This is a genomic window from Pedobacter sp. BAL39 (genome assembly GCF_000170795.1).
Taxonomy (GTDB): Bacteria; Bacteroidota; Bacteroidia; order Sphingobacteriales; family Sphingobacteriaceae; genus Pedobacter.
The window spans coordinates 133,241-151,484 of the sequence record NZ_ABCM01000007.1; the positions used below are offsets into that span (position 1 = coordinate 133,241).

Genomic DNA, 18,244 nt, shown 5'->3' on the forward strand with positions numbered 1-18,244 from the left:
TCAGAAAAACTGAAGTTCAACTTAAAACAAGTATAAAATGAAAGCTGCCAAATCTAAATTAAAGTCAAAGGAGGTAAAAAAGTCTGCTAAGAAGGAATTAGAACAAAGTCTTGGTGATAAGTTTATGGAAGCAGTGAAGCTGCTTGGCCATGATGTGGAGAAGATCGGCGGGGAGATTGCAAAGGCCAGTAAACTAATCGCGAAAAAGCTTTCCAGAAAATTCATTGAAGTCAAAGATGTTGTTGGTGATAAAATTGAAGACCTGACGACCTCAAAACAACCCGATAAAAAGAAAGGCGCAAAGGCGGCGGACAAATTGAAACAAAAAGTAAAAAAGCCATTGGCTACCCTAGGTAAAAAAGAAACCAAGGGTGTTAAGAAGGCGAAAAAGGTGGTCGGTAAAGCGGTATCCAAGGCTAAACCGGTAGTGCAAAGTGTGAAAGTCTCCCCAATTGCTTCCGCGAGCAAGGCAGAAGAAGTACTCAGTAAAACAGTGTCGGCACCGGTTAAGGAAGGCGCATCTGTTGCTAAGGAGACCGCAAGGCCAGTAAAAGCGGCTACTGCTGTAAAAGCTCCGGTGAGGAAATCTAGTGCGACAGCTGCGGTTGCCGCAACAAAACCTATTGCTTCGAAAGCGAAAACGACGCTGGCAAATGCTGCATCATCCCCGAAAACTGCGACTACAACTCCTGCTAAAGCGGCAAGTCCGGCAAAATCCGCAGCTACTGCGAAGCCTGCTACAACAGGTAAAGCACCAGCGGCAGCAAAACCTGCAGCAGTGAAAACTGTTCCGCAAAAATCCGGCACACCGAAACCAGCAATAAAACCTGCTGCTGCAGCGGATAAAAAAGACAGTTTAACAGAGTAAAGCTGGTTTACAGATCAACAGCAGGGCATATTAAGTTTTAGATTCAGTTTAGTAAAATTAACATTTACTTAACAATAGAATTTGCAGTTTTGAGCATCCCTGTTCACACAGGGATTTTTTATTTTATACATGACGAGGAAGAAGGCACCATTTTTAAACAGAGAGATCAGTTGGTTATACTTTAACGAACGCGTGCTGCAGGAAGCTGCAGATGAGACTGTTCCTTTAATTGAGCGGATCAAATTCCTATCTATCTTCTCTTCCAATCTTGAAGAGTTCTACCGGGTACGGGTGGCCACCATGAGCAGGCTGTCCAATCTGAATGAAAAAACCAAGTCACTACTTGGTTTCAATCCGAAGAAAATTCTCAATGAGATCAAAAATATCGTAGTCCGGCAGGAACGGAAATTTGAACAACTGTTCCAGGCAACGCTCATCAATGAGCTGGCGCAGAACAGGATTTTCATCTTAAATGACGGGCAGCTGAACGTATCCCGTGGGGAGTTTGTCAGAAACCATTTCCGCGACAAGATCCTTTCCAACCTGGTGCCGATCATGCTGAACCTGGACAATCCATTTCCGGAGCTTAAAGACAGGTATCTTTACTTCTTTGTACGTATGTCAAAAACCGGAACAAAGACCACTGAAAAGTATGCGCTGATTGAACTGCCTCCAGATCTGCCCCGCTTTCTGGTGCTTCCGGAAACAAATGGCCTCAAGTTTATCATTCTTGCGGAAGACATCATCAAATATTGTCTTGATGACATCTTTTATGTATTCACTTACGACTCCATTGAAGCTTTTTCCATCCAGCTCACCAGAGATGCCGAGCTGGATATTGATAAGAATGTGAGCGACAAGTTTATTGATGAATTGAAAACGAGTTTGGACAAGCGTAAAAAGGGAAAACCGATGCGTTTACTTTATGATACCGAGATGCCATTCGACATGCTGACGGTGCTGGTCAATAAAATGAAGATCGAGGCGGAAAGCCTCATTCCCGGCAACAGGTATCATAAGTTCGGTGATTTCATTGCCTTTCCAAATGTGGGTAAACCTGAGCTTGAATACCCTTCAGCACCTCCGATAAAGGTATCTGGTTTACACCGTACTGAGAGCATCATCAATAAACTGGCGCACCGCGATTATGTCATCAACCTGCCTTACCAGTCATACGATTACATCATTCTTTTCCTGAGGGAGGCTGCTATTGATCCGAAGGTTACAGAGATCAACATCACCTTATACCGTCTTGCCGAAAACTCAAGAGTCATCAACGCCCTCATCAATGCGGCAAAGAATGGCAAAAAGGTAAATGTATTGGTGGAGCTGAAAGCACGTTTTGATGAACAGGCCAATATATTCTGGAGCGGTAGGTTAAAGGAGGAAGGCGTAAACGTCAACTATGGTCTGTCGGACTATAAAGTACACTCCAAGATCTGCCTCGTTAAAAGGATAGAGAAGGGGCGTGCCGTGTATTATGCAAACCTGGCCACAGGAAACTTCAATGAAAAAACGGCGAGGATTTACTGCGACCACAGCATCTTTACTGCAAAAAAAGAGATCACAAGAGACCTGCTGAAGCTCTTCACTGCACTCAATAAAAAGACGGTGGCCACGGGTTTCAAACACCTGATCGTGTCACCGCTGGAGTCCAGAACAAAAATGTACCAGCTCATGGACCGGGAGATCAAAATCGCTAAGCAAGGTAAACGGGCCTACATGATCCTCAAGGTAAACAGCCTTGCTGATGAAGGCATTGTAGAAAAGCTCTATGAGGCCAGTAATGCCGGTGTGGTCATTAAACTAATCGTAAGAGGCATCTGTACACTCGTGCCGGGAGTGGCGGGTTTCAGTGAGAATATTTCCGTCATCAGCATCATCGATAAATACCTGGAACATGCCAGGGTTTTCATTTTCGGTAATGGTGAGAAGGAGGAGATGTATCTTTCTTCGGCCGACCTGATGAGCAGGAATTTTGAACACCGCGTGGAGGTTGGTTTTCCTGTGCTTGACAAGGAGGTAAGGCAGGAAATCCGCGACATCATTGAGTTTCAGCTTCAGGACAATGTGAAATCCAGGGACATTACCCGCTTAAACAACAATAAGTACCATAAGAATAAAATAAACACTAAAATTAGGGCGCAGGTGCAGACCTATAACTACTTAAAAAACAAACATCAATAAAATCATGCTACGATATGCTGCTATAGATATAGGATCTAACGCCGTTCGATTGTTAATCGCCGACATCACCAAAAATGAAGAAGGTTATGGTTACAAAAAGAATACCCTCATCCGTGTCCCGCTCCGGCTCGGCGATGATGCGTTTTTAGATCATCACATCTCTGAGCGAAAAACGGAAGACCTCCTGAAAACCATGACTGCTTTTAAAAACCTGATGGATGTTTATCAGGTGTCTGAGTACCTGGCCTGTGCCACCTCGGCCATGCGTGAAGCCGGAAATGGGGCAGACATCATCAAAAAGATCAAACAGGCAACAAACCTTGACCTGGAGATTATTGAAGGACAGCGCGAAGCAAACATTATTTATTCCAATCATATCGAAGACACCCTCGACAGCAAAAGAAGCTATCTGTACATCGATGTAGGTGGAGGTAGTACCGAACTTTCGGTATTTGTAAATAAGGTTCCTGTGGCCTCCAAATCGTTTGATATTGGAACCATTCGCATCCTTGATAACCAGGATAAGGAAGAAACCTGGGACGACATGAAAAACTGGGTAAAGGAACATACCAAATCCCTCAAAAATATGGCGGCGATAGGAACTGGGGGAAACATCAACAAACTATACCGCATGTCTGATGAAAAAGAGGGGATGCCTTTGTCGTTCTTAAAACTAAAAGGACTTTACAATAACCTGAATGCACATTCTCTTAAAGAGCGCATCCAGATATTTGGCCTGAACCCTGATCGTGCAGATGTGATCATCCCTGCCTGTGAAATTTACATTACACTACTCAAGTGGACGGGGATCAAACAAATCTATGTACCTAAAGTGGGAATGGCAGACGGGATTATTAACCTGCTGATTGAAGAGAACTTAACATCACAGCTTTACAAATAGGCCAGTGCTAAATACCGGCCATGGTGACTTACCGTGGCCGGTTTTGTCTTTCTATAACTCTTGCTTTCATCCTGGTTCTTCAGGATCAGCACCCGCACCTTTTTAGCCATTCCTGCAGCTGTTTGTATATCTTTAGCTAATCCTGTATTTTTATCTGCTGAGCTGTCGTCACACGCTGCGCCATCATGATCTATTCCTCGATTATCATGTGTTCCCGTGTCGCTGAAAGCGATGGTGTGAATCAGGTCGCGCGAAAGGATCGTTTGTGTATGATAATTTTCATTTCTGCAAGAGACCTGGCCGGTTGCACAATCGCTTGAAATGGATAACAGGCTACAGGAAAGCTGACCTGGCGCAAAGGCATGCCATTGAAATTCCCTTGAATAGATTTTGTAGGCCGATTCTTTCATTGTCCACAGTAACCACACCATGCGCTCGGGATCATTCGCCTGTTGAATCAGCTCCCGTTCTTCCGTATTGAAAAGCTTCTCCAGGAAACCAGATCGTTGCCAGTTGCTTTCTTTTCGGGCCTGCAGGAGGTCGACAATGTCAATGCCAATCGCCACCACTCAGTCCGGTTTTTTTGCGGCCAGTTTTTCTTCAATAACTGCTATGGATGCGCCGACGGTAAGCATGCGTTCCATAGAGGTGTTATCAATCTCAATGTCAAACGCTTGTTCCACATCCAGCACAATGTCGACAAGGTTCGCGGAGTTGATGTTCAGGTCTTTGATGAAATCGGTTTGTTCATTGATCTGCTCAAGGGCGGTTTTGTTTTCCGTATAAGCATCAACGATCAGCTTTAGCTGGTTGATCATTTCTTGTCTGGCTATTGTCATTGTTCCTGTAGTTTGAGAATATGTACTTTGAAGCTGTGTAGTTTGAAGCTGTTCATCCAAAACATCGGGTTGGGCGATATGTTTTTACACTGGTTCATGATCTTTATACCGGTTGATGATTTTTAAAGATGATGCAGGCATTGACGTCCCCGAATCCGAAACTTGCTTTTGCAACGACCCTGACAGGCCGAGATATCAGTTGTCGGGGAATCATTTCCGGATCAACAAGTGCGGCAATCCCTGGATGGAGGTCCTCACAGTTGAGGTTGGGCGCAATGAAGCCCTCATGTAGCTGTAGCACTGCCGCCACACACTCTATACTGCCGGCAGCACTGAGGCAATGGCCCACCATGGATTTTAAAGAATTGATGTAAGGGAATTTTTTTCCGCTTCTGCCGAGCGCTGTTACCCAGTTTTCCAGTTCCGTCACATCTTTGGTAGTTGCCGTCAGGTGGCCGCTGATCAGGTCAATGGCATCAGCGGAAATGCCCGCATCAAGTACCGCCTCCCTGATACAGCGTTGCACGGCCTCGCTATTCGGTGCTGTCATCGTACCGCTGCCACGCTGTCCGCCGGAATTGATGTGGCCACCAACAACCTCAGCATAGATCTTTGCGCCACGTGCCACCGCACTTTCCAGTGTTTCCAGTACCAATGCACCGGCACCGCTGCCCGGCACAAAACCACTCGCAGAAGCACTCATGGGCCTGGAGCCACGCTCAGGCTCATCATTATGTTTGAAGGTGCAAACCCTCATCGCGTCGAAACCGGCCCAGATATACGGGCCGCTATCGCTGGTGCTGCCCGCAACCATTCTGATGGCCTTGCCCGACCTGATGCGCTCGTAAGCCATCAAAATGCTTTCCGTACCGGTGGTGCATGCTGATGAATTGGTGCTCACCTGATTGCCCAGTCCGAGTTTACCACCAATATAGGCACTGATGCCACTGGACATGGTCTGTGCAACAACAGTGCTACCCAGTGAGCGTGTCTGCAATGCATCAATTTTGTAAATGGAAGACCTGAACTTGTCCACGCCGGAGCTGCCACAGCCGAAGATGGCCCCACTGTCCCAATCCGGATTTTCTTCTCCTGCCATAGGGAGACCTGCATCTTTCCATGCATCCACAGCTGCCATCAGCCCATATAGAATGCCTGAGCTGTCAAAGTTCCTGAGTTCCAATGGTGTCAGGTAGCTGGCCATCAGCACATCGTCCAGTTCCGGCTTCCCGCCGATCCTGCAGGAGAACTGTAGTTGTTCCAGGATGGGTTGCTGCCTGATGCCGGATTTTCCAAGCCGCAGGGCGGTACGGAAGGCCGGAAGGCCAACACCATTTGGTGCCACAACACCCATCCCGGTGATGACTACACGTCTAGGCATTCATCTTATTGGTCACCATGCCTGAAATTGTTCCTTTGCAGACCACTTCGCCCGCTTCGTTGGACATCTGCACGTTGCAATGTAATTTCTTGAACCTGAAGTACACCTTCTCTGCAGTAACGCTGACTTTCTCTCCGGGGAATACAGGTTTCATGAAGTCGATGGCTGTTGCCGTTAACATCACATGACCCGGCAGGCCTGAGGCTGCGCTGCCCGATAAAAATATACCCAGGCATACCAGTCCGATCTGGGCCATTGTTTCCGTAAGGATGACACCCGGAGTAACCGGATTGTCTTTAAAATGGCCCTTGTAAAAATCAAGGTCTTTGTCGAACGTGTAACTTCCTGATACACTGTTCTCATCGATGTGTTGTAATTCGTCTACAAATAAAAAAGGTTTGCTGTATGGCAGATGGCTGAGGATTTCCTGTTTAGTCATGTGTTAGGCTTGTTTCGTTTAAATATCGGCTAATTTATGGAAATTTGTATTTACCATTTCAATAAGATGCGCTGGGCAGAAAAACCAGGCCCGAAACTCAGCATCAGTCCATAGTCGCCCGGAGCAGGAGGACTGGCCATTATACGCTCCAACACATACAAAACGGTTGCGCTGGACATGTTTCCATATTGTCTCAGGATTTCGCGTGTGTCGTCTATATTTTTCCCCAATGAGGAGAATAGCCCTTCCACCAGCTGCACGATTTTTTTTCCACCAGGATGAAAAATCAGGTGTGTAACATCGGCAATGTCAAGACCATTCCGTTGCAGGAAGGGGTGGATGATGGCAGGGAAGTGTCTTTCAATATGGTCAGGCACCTCTGCACTCAGCACCATTTGGAGTCCGCTGTTCCGAAGCTGAAAGCCCATCATATCAGTCGAGTCCTGAAAATGAAACATCTCATCATCAATGAGCTCGGGCCCCTGTTCATCCTCATGAGAGGACAACAGCACACAGGCGGCGCCATCGCCAAAGATGGCGGCACTGACGATATTGGCCATGGAAAAGTCTTCCAGCTGGAAGGTTGCGGCCGGTGATTCAATGGCAATCACTGCCGCGCGCTTTCCGGGGTTTGCTTTCAGGAAGTTCCTGGCATAGATCATCCCCGAGATCCCTGCTGCACAGCCCATTTCCGTAACCGGTAGCCTGACGACATCGGGTCGTAGACCAAGGTTATTGATGAGGTAGGCATCCAGTGAAGGGATCATGATGCCCGTGCAACTCACCGTAATGATATAGTCCAGCGCTTCCGGTTTCCATGAAGCCTGGTCCAGCGCTTTTTGAAGTACTTTAGAACCCAGTTTGATCACCTCCCTCATGTAGATGTCATTTCGTTCTTCAAAAGAGGTATTGCTGAATACTTCTTCCGGCGACATGATAGAGTACCGCTGGTCAACCATTGCATTGGCAAAGATCTTTTTCACTTTCCGGATAAAGCGTTCGTCCTGTCCTACGAGCCAGGCATCCAGAAAAGTAATGATTTCTGCCGTTGTCCGGGTATATTCGGGAAGGCACTTGGTAACGGTCGTTATTCTTACGCTCATGCAGTTTTGCTTTTAGTTGATGTATCGGAGTGGGATTCACTATAGATGATCCACTGGTACCTGAATGCCCATTTCCAGCGGATGCGGTGTTTCTTGAGGTTCAGCGTTTGCGCATATCGCCGCAGGTCTTTTTGCTTAAAGCCCCGGAGGATGGACACCAGGCCGTCCTGTTCAGACATGTAGTTTAGCCTGAATACGGCACACAGTGCTTTGAACAGATAGTAGGCAAGGGGACTTCGGTGAAGGTCGTTGATCACTACGCCAATCTTTGCCCTTGCAGTGAAATGTTCCAGCAGCTCAATGATTTCTCCGTCATGGAAATGGTGGATGGTCAAGGTGCAGATGATGATGTCGTAGGTATGATTGCTGCTGATGTGCTCAAAGATATCCTGACATTCATAACTGATGTTTTCATAATCCGCAGATTGTGCCCTGGCGTGCTTTATGGTAAAGGCATTTGCATCTATGCCTTTCAGCTGAAAATCCAGCCGCTTTTCTTTTGCGTATGCGGCAAGCATCCTGAGCATGTCTCCGCCACCGCATCCCACATCGAGGATACTGATCGTCTGACGTCGACCGATCAGCTTTTTGATGCCCTCCAGTGTCACTTTATTTCCACCAAGTAACCGGTTGATTGCCGCGATCTTATCCAGGGCATCCCTTAAAATTTCTCCCTCCATGTTAAAGTCATCCATTAGCTCAGGAGCCTGACTTCTTTCGTTGGTGCTGATCATCCTGTGAAAATTGGTTTTTTGCCGTGTGTTTGCCTGATAATGAAACGCAGTACTGATGGAAATACGGAAAGAAACCGGGTGAGGGTTGCAGTTAATCTTTGCTGATGAAGAAGGGTAGATAAGATCCTGCCCATCAGCATCCTTTTGCCGAAATGCTGTTTCCATAAGGAGGTGTAACGCTTTTCCATTTGAGCTCTGCTCATTGTGCCGGAATGATAGCTGATGACTGTTTCCGCACATAATTTTGCGCTATGTATGGCCATGGCCATTCCATTCCCGCAGAGTGGATGGATCAGTCCGCCACTGTCGCCGATCATCAGCACATGCTGTTCAACTTTTCGTTTATTAAGAAAGGAAATCTGGCTGATGGTCAGTGGCTGTTCATTGATCATCGTCGCTTTTTCAAAGATTTCCCTCAGTTGCGGGTTCTCATAAAGTATAGCGGCCCGGTGTTCCTTAATGTTTTTGTATTTTCTGAAGGAGCTATAGCTGGTCAGGTAACAAATATTGACAACATCATTTTCCACTTTGGAGACACCGCAATAGCCGCCATTGAAGGTGTAAAGACCTATAAGATCGTCAGGAAAGGCAACTTTGTAGTGTGCTTTAACTGCAAGCCAGGGAGAGCGTTTGTAAAAAAACGGACGGGAGAGCCGTTCATCAAGTTGGTCTCTTTTACCATGCGCCGCAATCACCAGGCTGGCTGTCAGTGGAGCATGGTGTGCAAGCTCCACGTGGAATGCATTGGACGCATAGGAAATGTGGGTCACTTTATCCTGGATCACCTGGCAGCCAAGTGCCAGCGCATGCTGGTAAAGGCATTCATCCAGCAGGTACCTGCTGATGCCAATACCACCCAGTGGCAGGTCGGTCAGGATTTGTCTGCCCTGACTCGGGGAGAACTGGAAGCGTCTGAGTTGTGTCACAGGGAGCTGATCCAGTGTTACACCCAGCATATTCAAATAAGGGAGTACCTCATTGGAGATGTATTCCCCACATACTTTATGCTGCGGGTAGCTGTTTTTTTCAATAATTGTGACCGGTACACCTGCTTTCAGCAGGTGAATCGCTGCAGTCAGCCCCGCCAGGCCACCACCGACAATCAGAAAATCTTTCTTTACACTCATGACCACTCGAAGGTGTTTTATCCCTAGAAGTCATAACACCTGAGTTGCCTTCTTGTTCTTTGATTTTTTTTGTTGATGTAAAGGCCAACCGAAATTTCGTGACTTCCGTTGTCAAAATTGCGGATTTCATTGAGCGAATGATCATAAGAATAACCTACGCGGAGATCTTTCGTGGCAAAGATCTCGGCAATCAGTCCTATGGAGTTGTTTCTGGTCAGGTCGCCCTCCAGCTGTCTGTTGTGAAGGTTAAATGAGGCGCGGTAGAATGCGCCGATCCATACCTTATCCTGGATCAGCAGAAAGGTATTCAGGTCGAAGGAGGTTGGTCCCTGAATGTCATCCTTGATGAGCAGGACGGGTTTGAACATGAAGTCGTCGTCAATGGGAAACAAAGCTCCTGCGGTCAGGTAAATGTGTGGTCGTGGAACAGGGACAAGGAGGTCGTCGTTATTTCTTTTTGCAACATAACGGGCGAGCAGGTTGGTGGCTGAAGCACCGGTAAAAAAAGTTTCATTGTGATAATAGATGCCAAATCTCGCATCAGGAAAAGTTCTCGTAATCGCCCCCACAGGGATGGCTCCATCGCCGGGGTTTATGCCTTCCAGCTTGTTGCCATCAAGGCCGAGCTGCATCATTCCGCCGGCAATACCGAAGGACAGGATGGAGCTCTCATCGTCGTTCAGGCGTAACTTATAGGCGTAGTTGGCATAGGCACTGAGGTTGGTTTGTGCACCGATCTGGTCGTTTGCCAGGATCAGGCCAAGGCCTACCGCATTGTCAAAGAAAGAGCCATCTGCAGCAACAGAAAAACTTTTGGGTGCACCTTTAACACCCTGCCATTGCGAGCGGTAGAAGGACTGCACATAATAATCTCCTTTCGTACCGGCATAAGCAGGGTTGATGTGAAGTCCATTGAAAAGGTATTGAGTAAACTGACTATCCTGCTGTGCATTTATTACAGTGGATATCGTGAGCGCAATACATAATAAGAGGGATTTTTTCATCTTCCTTTTTTTCTTTAGCTGAATGTTATTTCCCACGCAGGATGGTGATGTATCCCTTGAATATATCCCATGTGCCTGATGCATTTTGTACCCTTAACAGGTAGAAGTAGGTACCTTCATTGAGGTCGTCGCCGTCCCAGTCGTTCTGATACCCTTTTTTGTTGAATACAGTTCCTCCCCACCTGTTTAACACAGACAGTTCATTGGCATTGTAGACCTCCAGTCCGGGGATCACAAAGGTGTCGTTTGTGCCGTCTCCGTTTGGTGTAAACACATTCGGAATCACAATACCCGTTACTTGTTTGTTGTCGGTAGAGGTGTTGTTCAGGAGGTCAGGGTCGGACTCATTGGCAGTTACCGTCGCCGTGTTCCTAATGACGCCTGCTTTGATGGCCCTCACTTTGATCTTTAGGTCTGCCGACTGGCCATTTTCCAGTTTCAGGATTTCCCAAAGGATGGTCTTGCTGCCCTGGTTGTAGTTGGCAAAGCCGATCATTGGTGTTCCAAGCTGCTCAAAGGTCAGCTCTTCAGGGAGTACATCGGTTACGCGGACACCACTGGCCGATCCGGCGCCGTTATTTTTCACTTGAATGACATATTCAAAAGCGTCATTTACGGTGACTGCCCGGAGCTCCGACTGTTTTCTGATCATGACGTCCGCGGTTAAGGTCGGGTTGTTATTTCCAGTAATGATTACAGGAGCGGAAATGTCTGATGCACAGCCCTGGGCATTAAAGGATACTACAGTGTAACTGCCGGCTGAAAAAACTATGTAATCCGGCTCTGTGGCATTTGGGATTGCTGTTCCATCTTTTATCCATTGATAGCTAGCTGCATTAGCAGAAGCAGCCCGTAATTTCAACGATCCTCCTTGAGGAAGATTCGCTGAAATCGGAGCATTAGATTGGGCAAAGCCTGCCGTTGCGCTTAGCAACAGCAGACCTGACCATCTATATTTACTTCTGTTAAACATGATAGAACGGACTTCCCTTACACCTTATTAGCTAGCTGTGATGGTTACCGTAGGCTGTGTAGGTTTCGCTGTTACAGTGATTGTGGTTGGCGTTCCCGAGGTTGCAGGACAACCGGCGCCAAGAAATGGTTTCGTAGTATTGCCAGAAGCCTGAATATATTTTACAGAACCAACAATGCTGTACTCGCCAGGTGTTTTTATGTTTAAGGTAAGCACGCCTGTAGCTGCATCTAATGTTCCTGCTTCTGCAACGGTTACATTTGTTCCACCGCGTGTAATGGTATAACTGTATTCGAATGCAACGTCAGTTGAATAGGTTGTAGATTGTGCTGTTGGTGTAATCACAGAACTTGTAGCATCTCCCAGACCCTCGCAATAGGTTGTAGTAGGGGCGGTCAATGCTACGGTTAAAGCAGGAAGCACAATGATCTCGTTACTCACAGGGTCCGGGGCACAGACTCCGCTTCCTGTTGTAGCTGTTGATAATAGTATGACTTCATAGACGCCCGCATCTGCAAAAGAAGTAGGTGCAGTGGTTACTACGCCAGTTGATGTACCATCTTTTTTGATGTCCCAGGAATAAGTAATGTTTGCAGGTGCAGCACTTGGAGCTAAATTCAAGGTGGTACCGGCACAGGTGTAATAGGTCGCAGAAAAGGCACTGCCAGAGATGAACAAAAAGAAAGCGATTGCACTTGCTTTTAGGAGGGTGAGATTTGTTTTCATGTTTTTGATTTTTGAGGGTGTTTATAATTAATTTGAGGTAATATTTACATTAGGTTTTACAAGCTGGGGTTTAACTGTCACTGTCAGTGATGCTGGTGTGGTGCATCCATTGTTGTTAAGTAGGAGTGAATAAGTGACATTTATCGGCGATGAAGTATTATTGATCAGTGTTTCATTAATCTGGCCCGTATTGCCGGATACCGCTACGTTGTCGATTCCTGTAACGGCAGTTCTGGACCATGAGAATGTTGTGCCCGGTACGTTGCTTGTCGTTGTGTAGCTGAACAGGGTCCTGCTGCACACTGATGCTGTTGTGGCACTGCTGAGCAGAGGTAAAGCATTTACCACAATGGAGGCGGTTGCCGCGTTTACGCAGCCCGTGGTTGAGTTTGTGACGGTATAAGATATGGTTGCGGTGCCGGGGCTTACGCTGGTGACCACTCCACTGGCTGAAACTGTAGCAACTGCCGCATTACCGGAGCTCCAGACGCCGCCGGCTGTGGCATTGCTGAGGGTTGTGGTCAAGCCATTACATATCGATGTACTGCCTGTTATGGCTGCAACTACAGGCAATGCAGTTGGATTGATTTTAACCGGATGCCTCATGGCATTACTACATCCTGATTTTACTGCTTCAACGTAGTAGGTTGAAGGGGTACCTGGGGTTAAGCCTGTTACATTATAAGAAGTACCGGTATGCAGACTGCTCCCGCCACTGGCAACATTATACCAATTGTAGGTGACACCGCTTTGTGGGGTCGATACACTCAGCGTAGTTGTTGTACCACATGCAGATATATCACCTAACGGACCTGCGTTAGTGATCAATGGACTTGGCACACGCTGTACATCAAAAAGATTGATACCCCCAAGTAAGCTAACTACACCTCCGACAGTAAACACGACCCTGTCAAATGACTGCCCTGGTACAAAATAAAAAGTGTATTTAGCGTCAGAGCCCAACAGCCCCAGTAAGTCCAGACTTAACAATGCAGAGAGCGTCTGAGGGCTGCCAATAGCCGTTCCGCCATTATAAGCCTGCACACTGATCCCATTTAACAAACCGAGGCTAAGGAGACTACTGGGGATAGAAAATACAGTCCTCACTGCATCCCCTGTATTGGAAGGACCAGAGAAATAAACAGTCTCACTTACAACGCCTACAACAGCTAAGGTTCCTAATGTCAGATTAGCTGAGGTGGCCTGGCTGGCATCGATGGCATTGTTGGGGCTGGTGACGCCGGCGCCAACTGCAAGGACAGCATCAACAGTAGTAGCAGTGGCCATCCCGGAGCCGCAGTCGGCGGTATTGGTGTTGTTGTAAAAAGCGTAGTAAAGTTTCCTTGTATTCGAGCCTAAAAGATTGCCTGTCACCTCAACCCGTACAGAATTAAAAGAAGATGTAGAGTTTATTTCAATGAACTGATTTCCATCTGCGGCCATAATATTTTTTGACGTGGTTGCAACCAACGTACCCGTAGTCGAAGGTGTGGTTCCTGTATAGGCAGTTGCAGCTACAGATGATGAGTTATCAAGTTTGACATATACAGAGCTGTTGGGCGGCACCGGTGTCGGGAAAATCAAAAACACATATTTTTTTGCAAACCCCGCACCAGCAATAATTTCGACATGGCTTTCAGTGCTATTGACCGCGTTGCTAAGGTCGCCGCTAACATCCCTGAGTCCCAACGTATTTGCATATGTTCGAGACTGCCCCTTCACCGCGCTCCAGCTGCCCATGACGAACACCATCATCATGCAACACGAAACAATAATATATTTTGCTTTTGCCAAGAGCCTTAAAGAGTTGAGTTAAAGTATCCCTGTTATTTTTCTTTAATCGAAATAACTAAGCGTTTTTTTCTTAGCCCAAAATTACTGCAGAAAGAGAGCGAATTGCCGTTCAACTTGTTCAGTTTAATCCGGCGTCAAAGTTTAATTTTCCTCCAAAACAAAACAAGCCTTTACAACTTTCGGTTGTAAAGGCTTGTTTTGTGAAACTATTTATCTTTTATTTTAAATTGTTCATTTTGTTCAGTATCCAGGCGGACTCTTGACAATTGATTCAAGACTTAAATAGGCATCAAACAATAAGAATACCTCTAAAAACGTTTACAGAAATGAACAGAATGGGGTTAACTATCCAGTAAGGACGCCGCTTCATCGTCCATAAACCAGGTGACGGCACCGTCGATCGGCTTGATCAGCTGACTTGGATAAAGCTGGGTGTTTTTCTTTTCATCCTCAATCACATGTTTCACTGCATTCGCTTTATTTTCACCGAATACCAGGAAGGCGATGTTTTTTGCTTTATTGATCAATGGCGCGGTAAAGCTGATGCGATAAGTAGATAGTTTCTCTACAAACACCGTGTCCACTTCCACTTCCTTGCTGTGCAGGATGGTCGTTTCCGGAAAGAGCGAGGCCGTATGTGCATCATCACCCATACCTAGCAGGATCAGGTCGAAAGCAAGGTCTGCCCCTTTGAAATGTTTGTTGATCGCCTTTGTATATTCTATTGCAGCTTTCTCAGGTGCGAGGGTAGTATCTATGTAGAAAATTTGATTCGCAGGGATATTCAAAGGATCAAGAATTGCCTTTTTTGCCATCAGACCATTGTAGCTTTCATGGTCAGGCATCACATTCCGCTCATCACCAAAAAAGAAGAACACTTTTGTCCAGTCGATTTTATCTTTATACGTCGTTGCCAGCAAGTGATACAGCTCTTTTGGGGAATTGCCACCTGTAAGTACAAAATTGAAACATCCCTGTTCTTCAATTGCTTTGTTGGCAATGGTGATGATGTAGTTGGCAAGATCTTCAAAAAGTTTATCCTGTGTTTTATAAATCAGTAAATTCATTCGATTATTTTTAAGAGGTTCTGACAAACTGCTTCCTTGCAATTTGATATTTATGCAAATCGTCATTCCGAAATCAATTCAGAATGACGATTACGTTATTTTGGCGGGATTCATATTCCTATGAACCCTTCGTTACCGGACTAGTCCTTATTCAACGGCAGTGTGAACCAATGGAAGCCATCCCTGGCAATCAGGGCTTCAGCATCTTCAGGTCCCCAGGAGTCTGCAGTATAGTTCGGGAAGCTCAATGACTTCTTGTTTTCCCATGCATTGACTACCGGCATGAGCAGTTCCCATGCACTTTCCACCTGATCTGCACGCATAAACTGTGTCTGATCACCGGTCATGACATCCAGCAATAAGGTTTCATAAGCTTCAGGAGCCTGTGCACTGTAAGTGCCTTTATAGTCGAATACCATATCCACAGGGTTTAACACCATGTCAAGTCCCGGTCTTTTTGCCTGTACCTGCAAACGGATACTCATCTCCGGCTGAATGCTGATGATCAGTCTGTTTTGCTGCCAGTGTTCCGATACCGCTGATGGGAAAATGTGGTGAGGGACATCTTTGAACTGAATGGTGATCAATGAAGAAGTCTGGAACAACCTTTTTCCTGTACGCACATAAAAAGGAATGCCCTGCCATCTCCAGTTGTCTACAAAAAACTTGATGGCTGCAAAGGTTTCTGTATTCGAATCCGGATCAACACCTGTCTCATGGCGATATCCGGGAACTTCTTTTCCTTCTACCCATCCTTTGGTATACTGTCCGCGGACGGTACTGAAACGGATATCTTCAGGAGAGAAAGGACGCATGGCTTTCAATACATCTACTTTTTTATTTCTGATCTCATCGGCATCGAAGTTAACAGGTGTCTCCATACCAATCAGACACAGCAGCTGCAACAGGTGGTTCTGAATCATGTCCCTCAGGGCACCGGCACTTTCGTAATAACCACCACGCTCACCAACACCCAACTGTTCTGTCACAGAGATCTGTACGTGATCGATGTAAGTACGGTTCCATAGCGGCTCCAGGAAGGAGTTGGCAAAGCGGAAAGCCATGATGTTCTGTACCGTTTCTTTACCCAGGTAGTGGTCAATACGATAGATTTGTTTCTCCGTGAAGATGCTGGTCAATATGTTGTTCAGCTCTTTTGCGGTTTCAAGATCCCTTCCGAAAGGTTTCTCAATGACAATTCTCGTATTTTCCTCTGCCAGCTGGTATTTTGAAAGGCAGGTAGCAATCAGCGGAAACAGGTTCGGTGCTACGGCAAGGTAGTACAGGATCTGTGTATTCGGGCCGAATTCCTGCTGGTGTTTTTCAATATTTTTTTTCAGGTCGCCGAATGTTTCTTCCGCCTGTACATCTACAGAGGTATAATAAACATGTTCTGCGAACTTATCCCATTTTTCTTTTTTCACCTTCCCGGATCTTGAAAAGCTGTTTACACCTTCCATGATCGTATTTCTGAAGTCATCATCGCTTAGCTTCTTTCGCGCTGTTCCAATGATGGCATACTTTTCAGGCATGAAGCCATCGGAATACAGGTTGTAAAGTGCGGGCGCAAGTTTGCGCAAATTTAAGTCCCCAGTTCCACCAAAGATTACTACTATGGTTGGATTAAGGTTGATGCTTGTTTTCATCTCTGTGAATTTATTTATTCTTATTTTCTCGTTAGGAGTTTTCGTTAGTTCCAGTCTGCGTGGAAAATGCCTTCGCTGTCTGTACGTTCAAAAGTATGGGCGCCAAAAAAGTCGCGTTGTGCCTGTGTCAGGTTAAGCGGTGAGTTGGCGGTTCTCAATGAATCGTAATAGGTGAGGGCAGAAGCAAAACAAGGCATGGCCACACCATGTTTGATGGCGGTGATTACCACATTTCTCGTTCCCGGAATGATTTCCTGCAATTGTTTCTGGATCCCTGCATCTGCATATAAATGTGGCAGATCGGTTTGTTTCTTATAAGCCTGGTAGATATCTTCCAGCAATACGGCCCTGATGATACATCCCCCGCGCCAGATTTGTGAGATCTCCTGAAGGTTAAGCTCGTATTTATATTCTTTAGATGCCTGTGACAACAGATGTAGTCCCTGAGCGTAAGAGGTGATCATGGCAAAATAAACCGCCTGTTCCAGCTGAACCTCAAATTCTTCCTTATTGTCAATTGCTTCTTTAACATGCGGAAGTGCTTCTGATAGCTCAACACGAAGCGTTTTGAACTTAGAAAGGTCCCTTGCACTTACCGATTCATTGATGGTCGGAATTGGCAGCTGCAGGTCCATCGAAACCTGGGAAGTCCATTTTCCTGTACCTTTTGATTTTGCTTCATCTTTAATCACATCGATCAGATAACCACCGGTCTTCTCGTCTTTGACTTTGAACACATCCCTGGTCACTTCCAGCAGAAAAGATTTCAATCTGCCTTCATTCCATTTTTCAAATACACTATAAATCTGCTCATTATTGTACCCAAGGCTATTTTTCAGGAGGTCATAAGTTTCTGCAAGAATTTGCATCATGCTGTATTCGATACCATTATGGACCATCTTCACGAAATGACCTGAAGCACCTGGACCGATGTAGGTCACACATGGATCACCGTTTACTTTCGCAGATACGGCTTCCAGAATTGGTTTTACAGCTTCATAAGCTTTTTTATCGCCACCCGGCATCATACTAGGTCCGAATCTGGCACCTTCTTCACCACCGGAAATTCCCATGCCAAAGAAGTGGATGCCCTGATCGGCAAGCTCCAAAGATCTTCTTGTCGTGTCCGTGAAATGAGAGTTACCACTATCAATGATCAGATCACCTTTGTCCAGCAATGGAAGCAGTTCTTCAATAACGCTATCTACAATTTTTCCTGCAGGAACGAGTAAAACGATCCTTCTTGGCAATTCCAGGCTTTGTACAAAATCAGACAAATCAGCAAACCCTTTTAGCTGATGGGCCTTACCATCTTCTTCCAGTTTCTTCAGCATGTCTGCACTTTTGTCGTAACCCGTTACCGAGAAACCGTTGTCAGCCATGTTGAGCAATAAGTTCCGGCCCATCGTTCCAAGGCCAATCATTCCTAAAGTATACTTGTTCATTTTTGTAGCT

Annotated in this window: 17 protein-coding genes; 3 read left to right on the top strand and 14 right to left on the bottom strand. The window is 46.1% G+C overall.

Annotation, left to right across the window (positions count from 1 at the left end):
• Positions 1-37: 37 nt before the first annotated feature.
• The 3 genes from PBAL39_RS24660 to PBAL39_RS11325 all read left to right on the top strand — a co-directional run bounded on the left by PBAL39_RS24660 (position 38) and on the right by PBAL39_RS11325 (position 3,956).
• Positions 38-868: a hypothetical protein gene (locus PBAL39_RS24660; protein WP_008241481.1), complete on the top strand. Its 831-nt coding sequence runs from the start codon at positions 38-40 to the stop codon at positions 866-868.
• 129 nt (positions 869-997) lie between these two features.
• Positions 998-3,055, top strand: coding sequence for a polyphosphate kinase 1 (gene ppk1 / locus PBAL39_RS11320; RefSeq protein WP_008241483.1), 2,058 nt, complete (start codon positions 998-1,000; stop codon positions 3,053-3,055).
• A 4-nt stretch (positions 3,056-3,059) separates the two neighbouring features.
• A complete protein-coding gene (locus PBAL39_RS11325) occupies positions 3,060-3,956 on the top strand; it encodes an exopolyphosphatase (RefSeq protein ID WP_039866450.1) in 897 nt (298 codons plus the stop codon).
• Here PBAL39_RS11325 and PBAL39_RS24665 read toward each other — a convergent pair.
• The 14 genes from PBAL39_RS24665 to gndA all read right to left on the bottom strand — a co-directional run bounded on the left by PBAL39_RS24665 (position 3,947) and on the right by gndA (position 18,234).
• Positions 3,947-4,522 (bottom strand): 4'-phosphopantetheinyl transferase superfamily protein, encoded by a 576-nt coding sequence (locus PBAL39_RS24665; protein ID WP_157273998.1) that lies wholly within the window; start codon positions 4,520-4,522, stop codon positions 3,947-3,949. The genes PBAL39_RS11325 and PBAL39_RS24665 overlap by 10 nt on opposite strands.
• A 3-nt stretch (positions 4,523-4,525) precedes the next feature.
• Entirely contained in the window at positions 4,526-4,795 is a 270-nt protein-coding gene (locus tag PBAL39_RS11335; protein WP_039866451.1) for an acyl carrier protein, read from the bottom strand.
• Between the two features lie 103 nt (positions 4,796-4,898).
• The gene (locus tag PBAL39_RS11340; RefSeq protein WP_008241489.1) at positions 4,899-6,176 is read right to left on the bottom strand and encodes a beta-ketoacyl synthase; all 1,278 of its coding nucleotides are present in this window, start codon (positions 6,174-6,176) and stop codon (positions 4,899-4,901) included.
• Positions 6,169-6,615 (bottom strand): 3-hydroxyacyl-ACP dehydratase FabZ family protein, encoded by a 447-nt coding sequence (locus PBAL39_RS11345; RefSeq protein ID WP_008241490.1) that lies wholly within the window; start codon positions 6,613-6,615, stop codon positions 6,169-6,171. The genes PBAL39_RS11340 and PBAL39_RS11345 overlap by 8 nt, the downstream gene beginning before the upstream one ends.
• A gap of 50 nt (positions 6,616-6,665) precedes the next feature.
• Positions 6,666-7,718 carry a type III polyketide synthase gene (locus tag PBAL39_RS11350; RefSeq protein ID WP_008241491.1) on the bottom strand — a complete coding sequence of 351 codons (1,053 nt, stop codon included), beginning with the start codon at positions 7,716-7,718 and terminating at the stop codon, positions 6,666-6,668.
• Positions 7,715-8,452 (bottom strand): methyltransferase domain-containing protein, encoded by a 738-nt coding sequence (locus PBAL39_RS11355; RefSeq protein ID WP_008241492.1) that lies wholly within the window; start codon positions 8,450-8,452, stop codon positions 7,715-7,717. Before PBAL39_RS11355 ends, PBAL39_RS11350 begins: the two co-directional genes overlap by 4 nt.
• Positions 8,449-9,579 carry an NAD(P)/FAD-dependent oxidoreductase gene (locus PBAL39_RS11360; RefSeq protein ID WP_008241493.1) on the bottom strand — a complete coding sequence of 377 codons (1,131 nt, stop codon included), beginning with the start codon at positions 9,577-9,579 and terminating at the stop codon, positions 8,449-8,451. The genes PBAL39_RS11355 and PBAL39_RS11360 overlap by 4 nt, the downstream gene beginning before the upstream one ends.
• A gap of 23 nt (positions 9,580-9,602) precedes the next feature.
• Entirely contained in the window at positions 9,603-10,583 is a 981-nt protein-coding gene (locus PBAL39_RS11365) for a type IX secretion system membrane protein PorP/SprF (protein WP_039866477.1), read from the bottom strand.
• Between the two features lie 25 nt (positions 10,584-10,608).
• Positions 10,609-11,556 carry a T9SS C-terminal target domain-containing protein gene (locus tag PBAL39_RS11370; RefSeq protein WP_008241495.1) on the bottom strand — a complete coding sequence of 316 codons (948 nt, stop codon included), beginning with the start codon at positions 11,554-11,556 and terminating at the stop codon, positions 10,609-10,611.
• Positions 11,557-11,583: 27 nt separating this feature from the next.
• Complete coding sequence (locus PBAL39_RS11375) at positions 11,584-12,282, bottom strand: hypothetical protein (RefSeq protein ID WP_008241496.1); 699 nt, start codon at positions 12,280-12,282, stop codon at positions 11,584-11,586.
• Positions 12,283-12,309: 27 nt separating this feature from the next.
• Positions 12,310-14,076 (bottom strand): Ig-like domain-containing protein, encoded by a 1,767-nt coding sequence (locus PBAL39_RS11380; protein WP_157273999.1) that lies wholly within the window; start codon positions 14,074-14,076, stop codon positions 12,310-12,312.
• A 341-nt stretch (positions 14,077-14,417) separates the two neighbouring features.
• Positions 14,418-15,143, bottom strand: coding sequence for a 6-phosphogluconolactonase (gene pgl / locus PBAL39_RS11385; protein WP_008241498.1), 726 nt, complete (start codon positions 15,141-15,143; stop codon positions 14,418-14,420).
• Positions 15,144-15,283: 140 nt separating this feature from the next.
• Positions 15,284-16,789, bottom strand: coding sequence for a glucose-6-phosphate dehydrogenase (gene zwf, locus PBAL39_RS11390; protein WP_008241499.1), 1,506 nt, complete (start codon positions 16,787-16,789; stop codon positions 15,284-15,286).
• 44 nt (positions 16,790-16,833) lie between these two features.
• Complete coding sequence (gndA, locus tag PBAL39_RS11395) at positions 16,834-18,234, bottom strand: NADP-dependent phosphogluconate dehydrogenase (protein ID WP_008241501.1); 1,401 nt, start codon at positions 18,232-18,234, stop codon at positions 16,834-16,836.
• Positions 18,235-18,244: the final 10 nt, after the last annotated feature.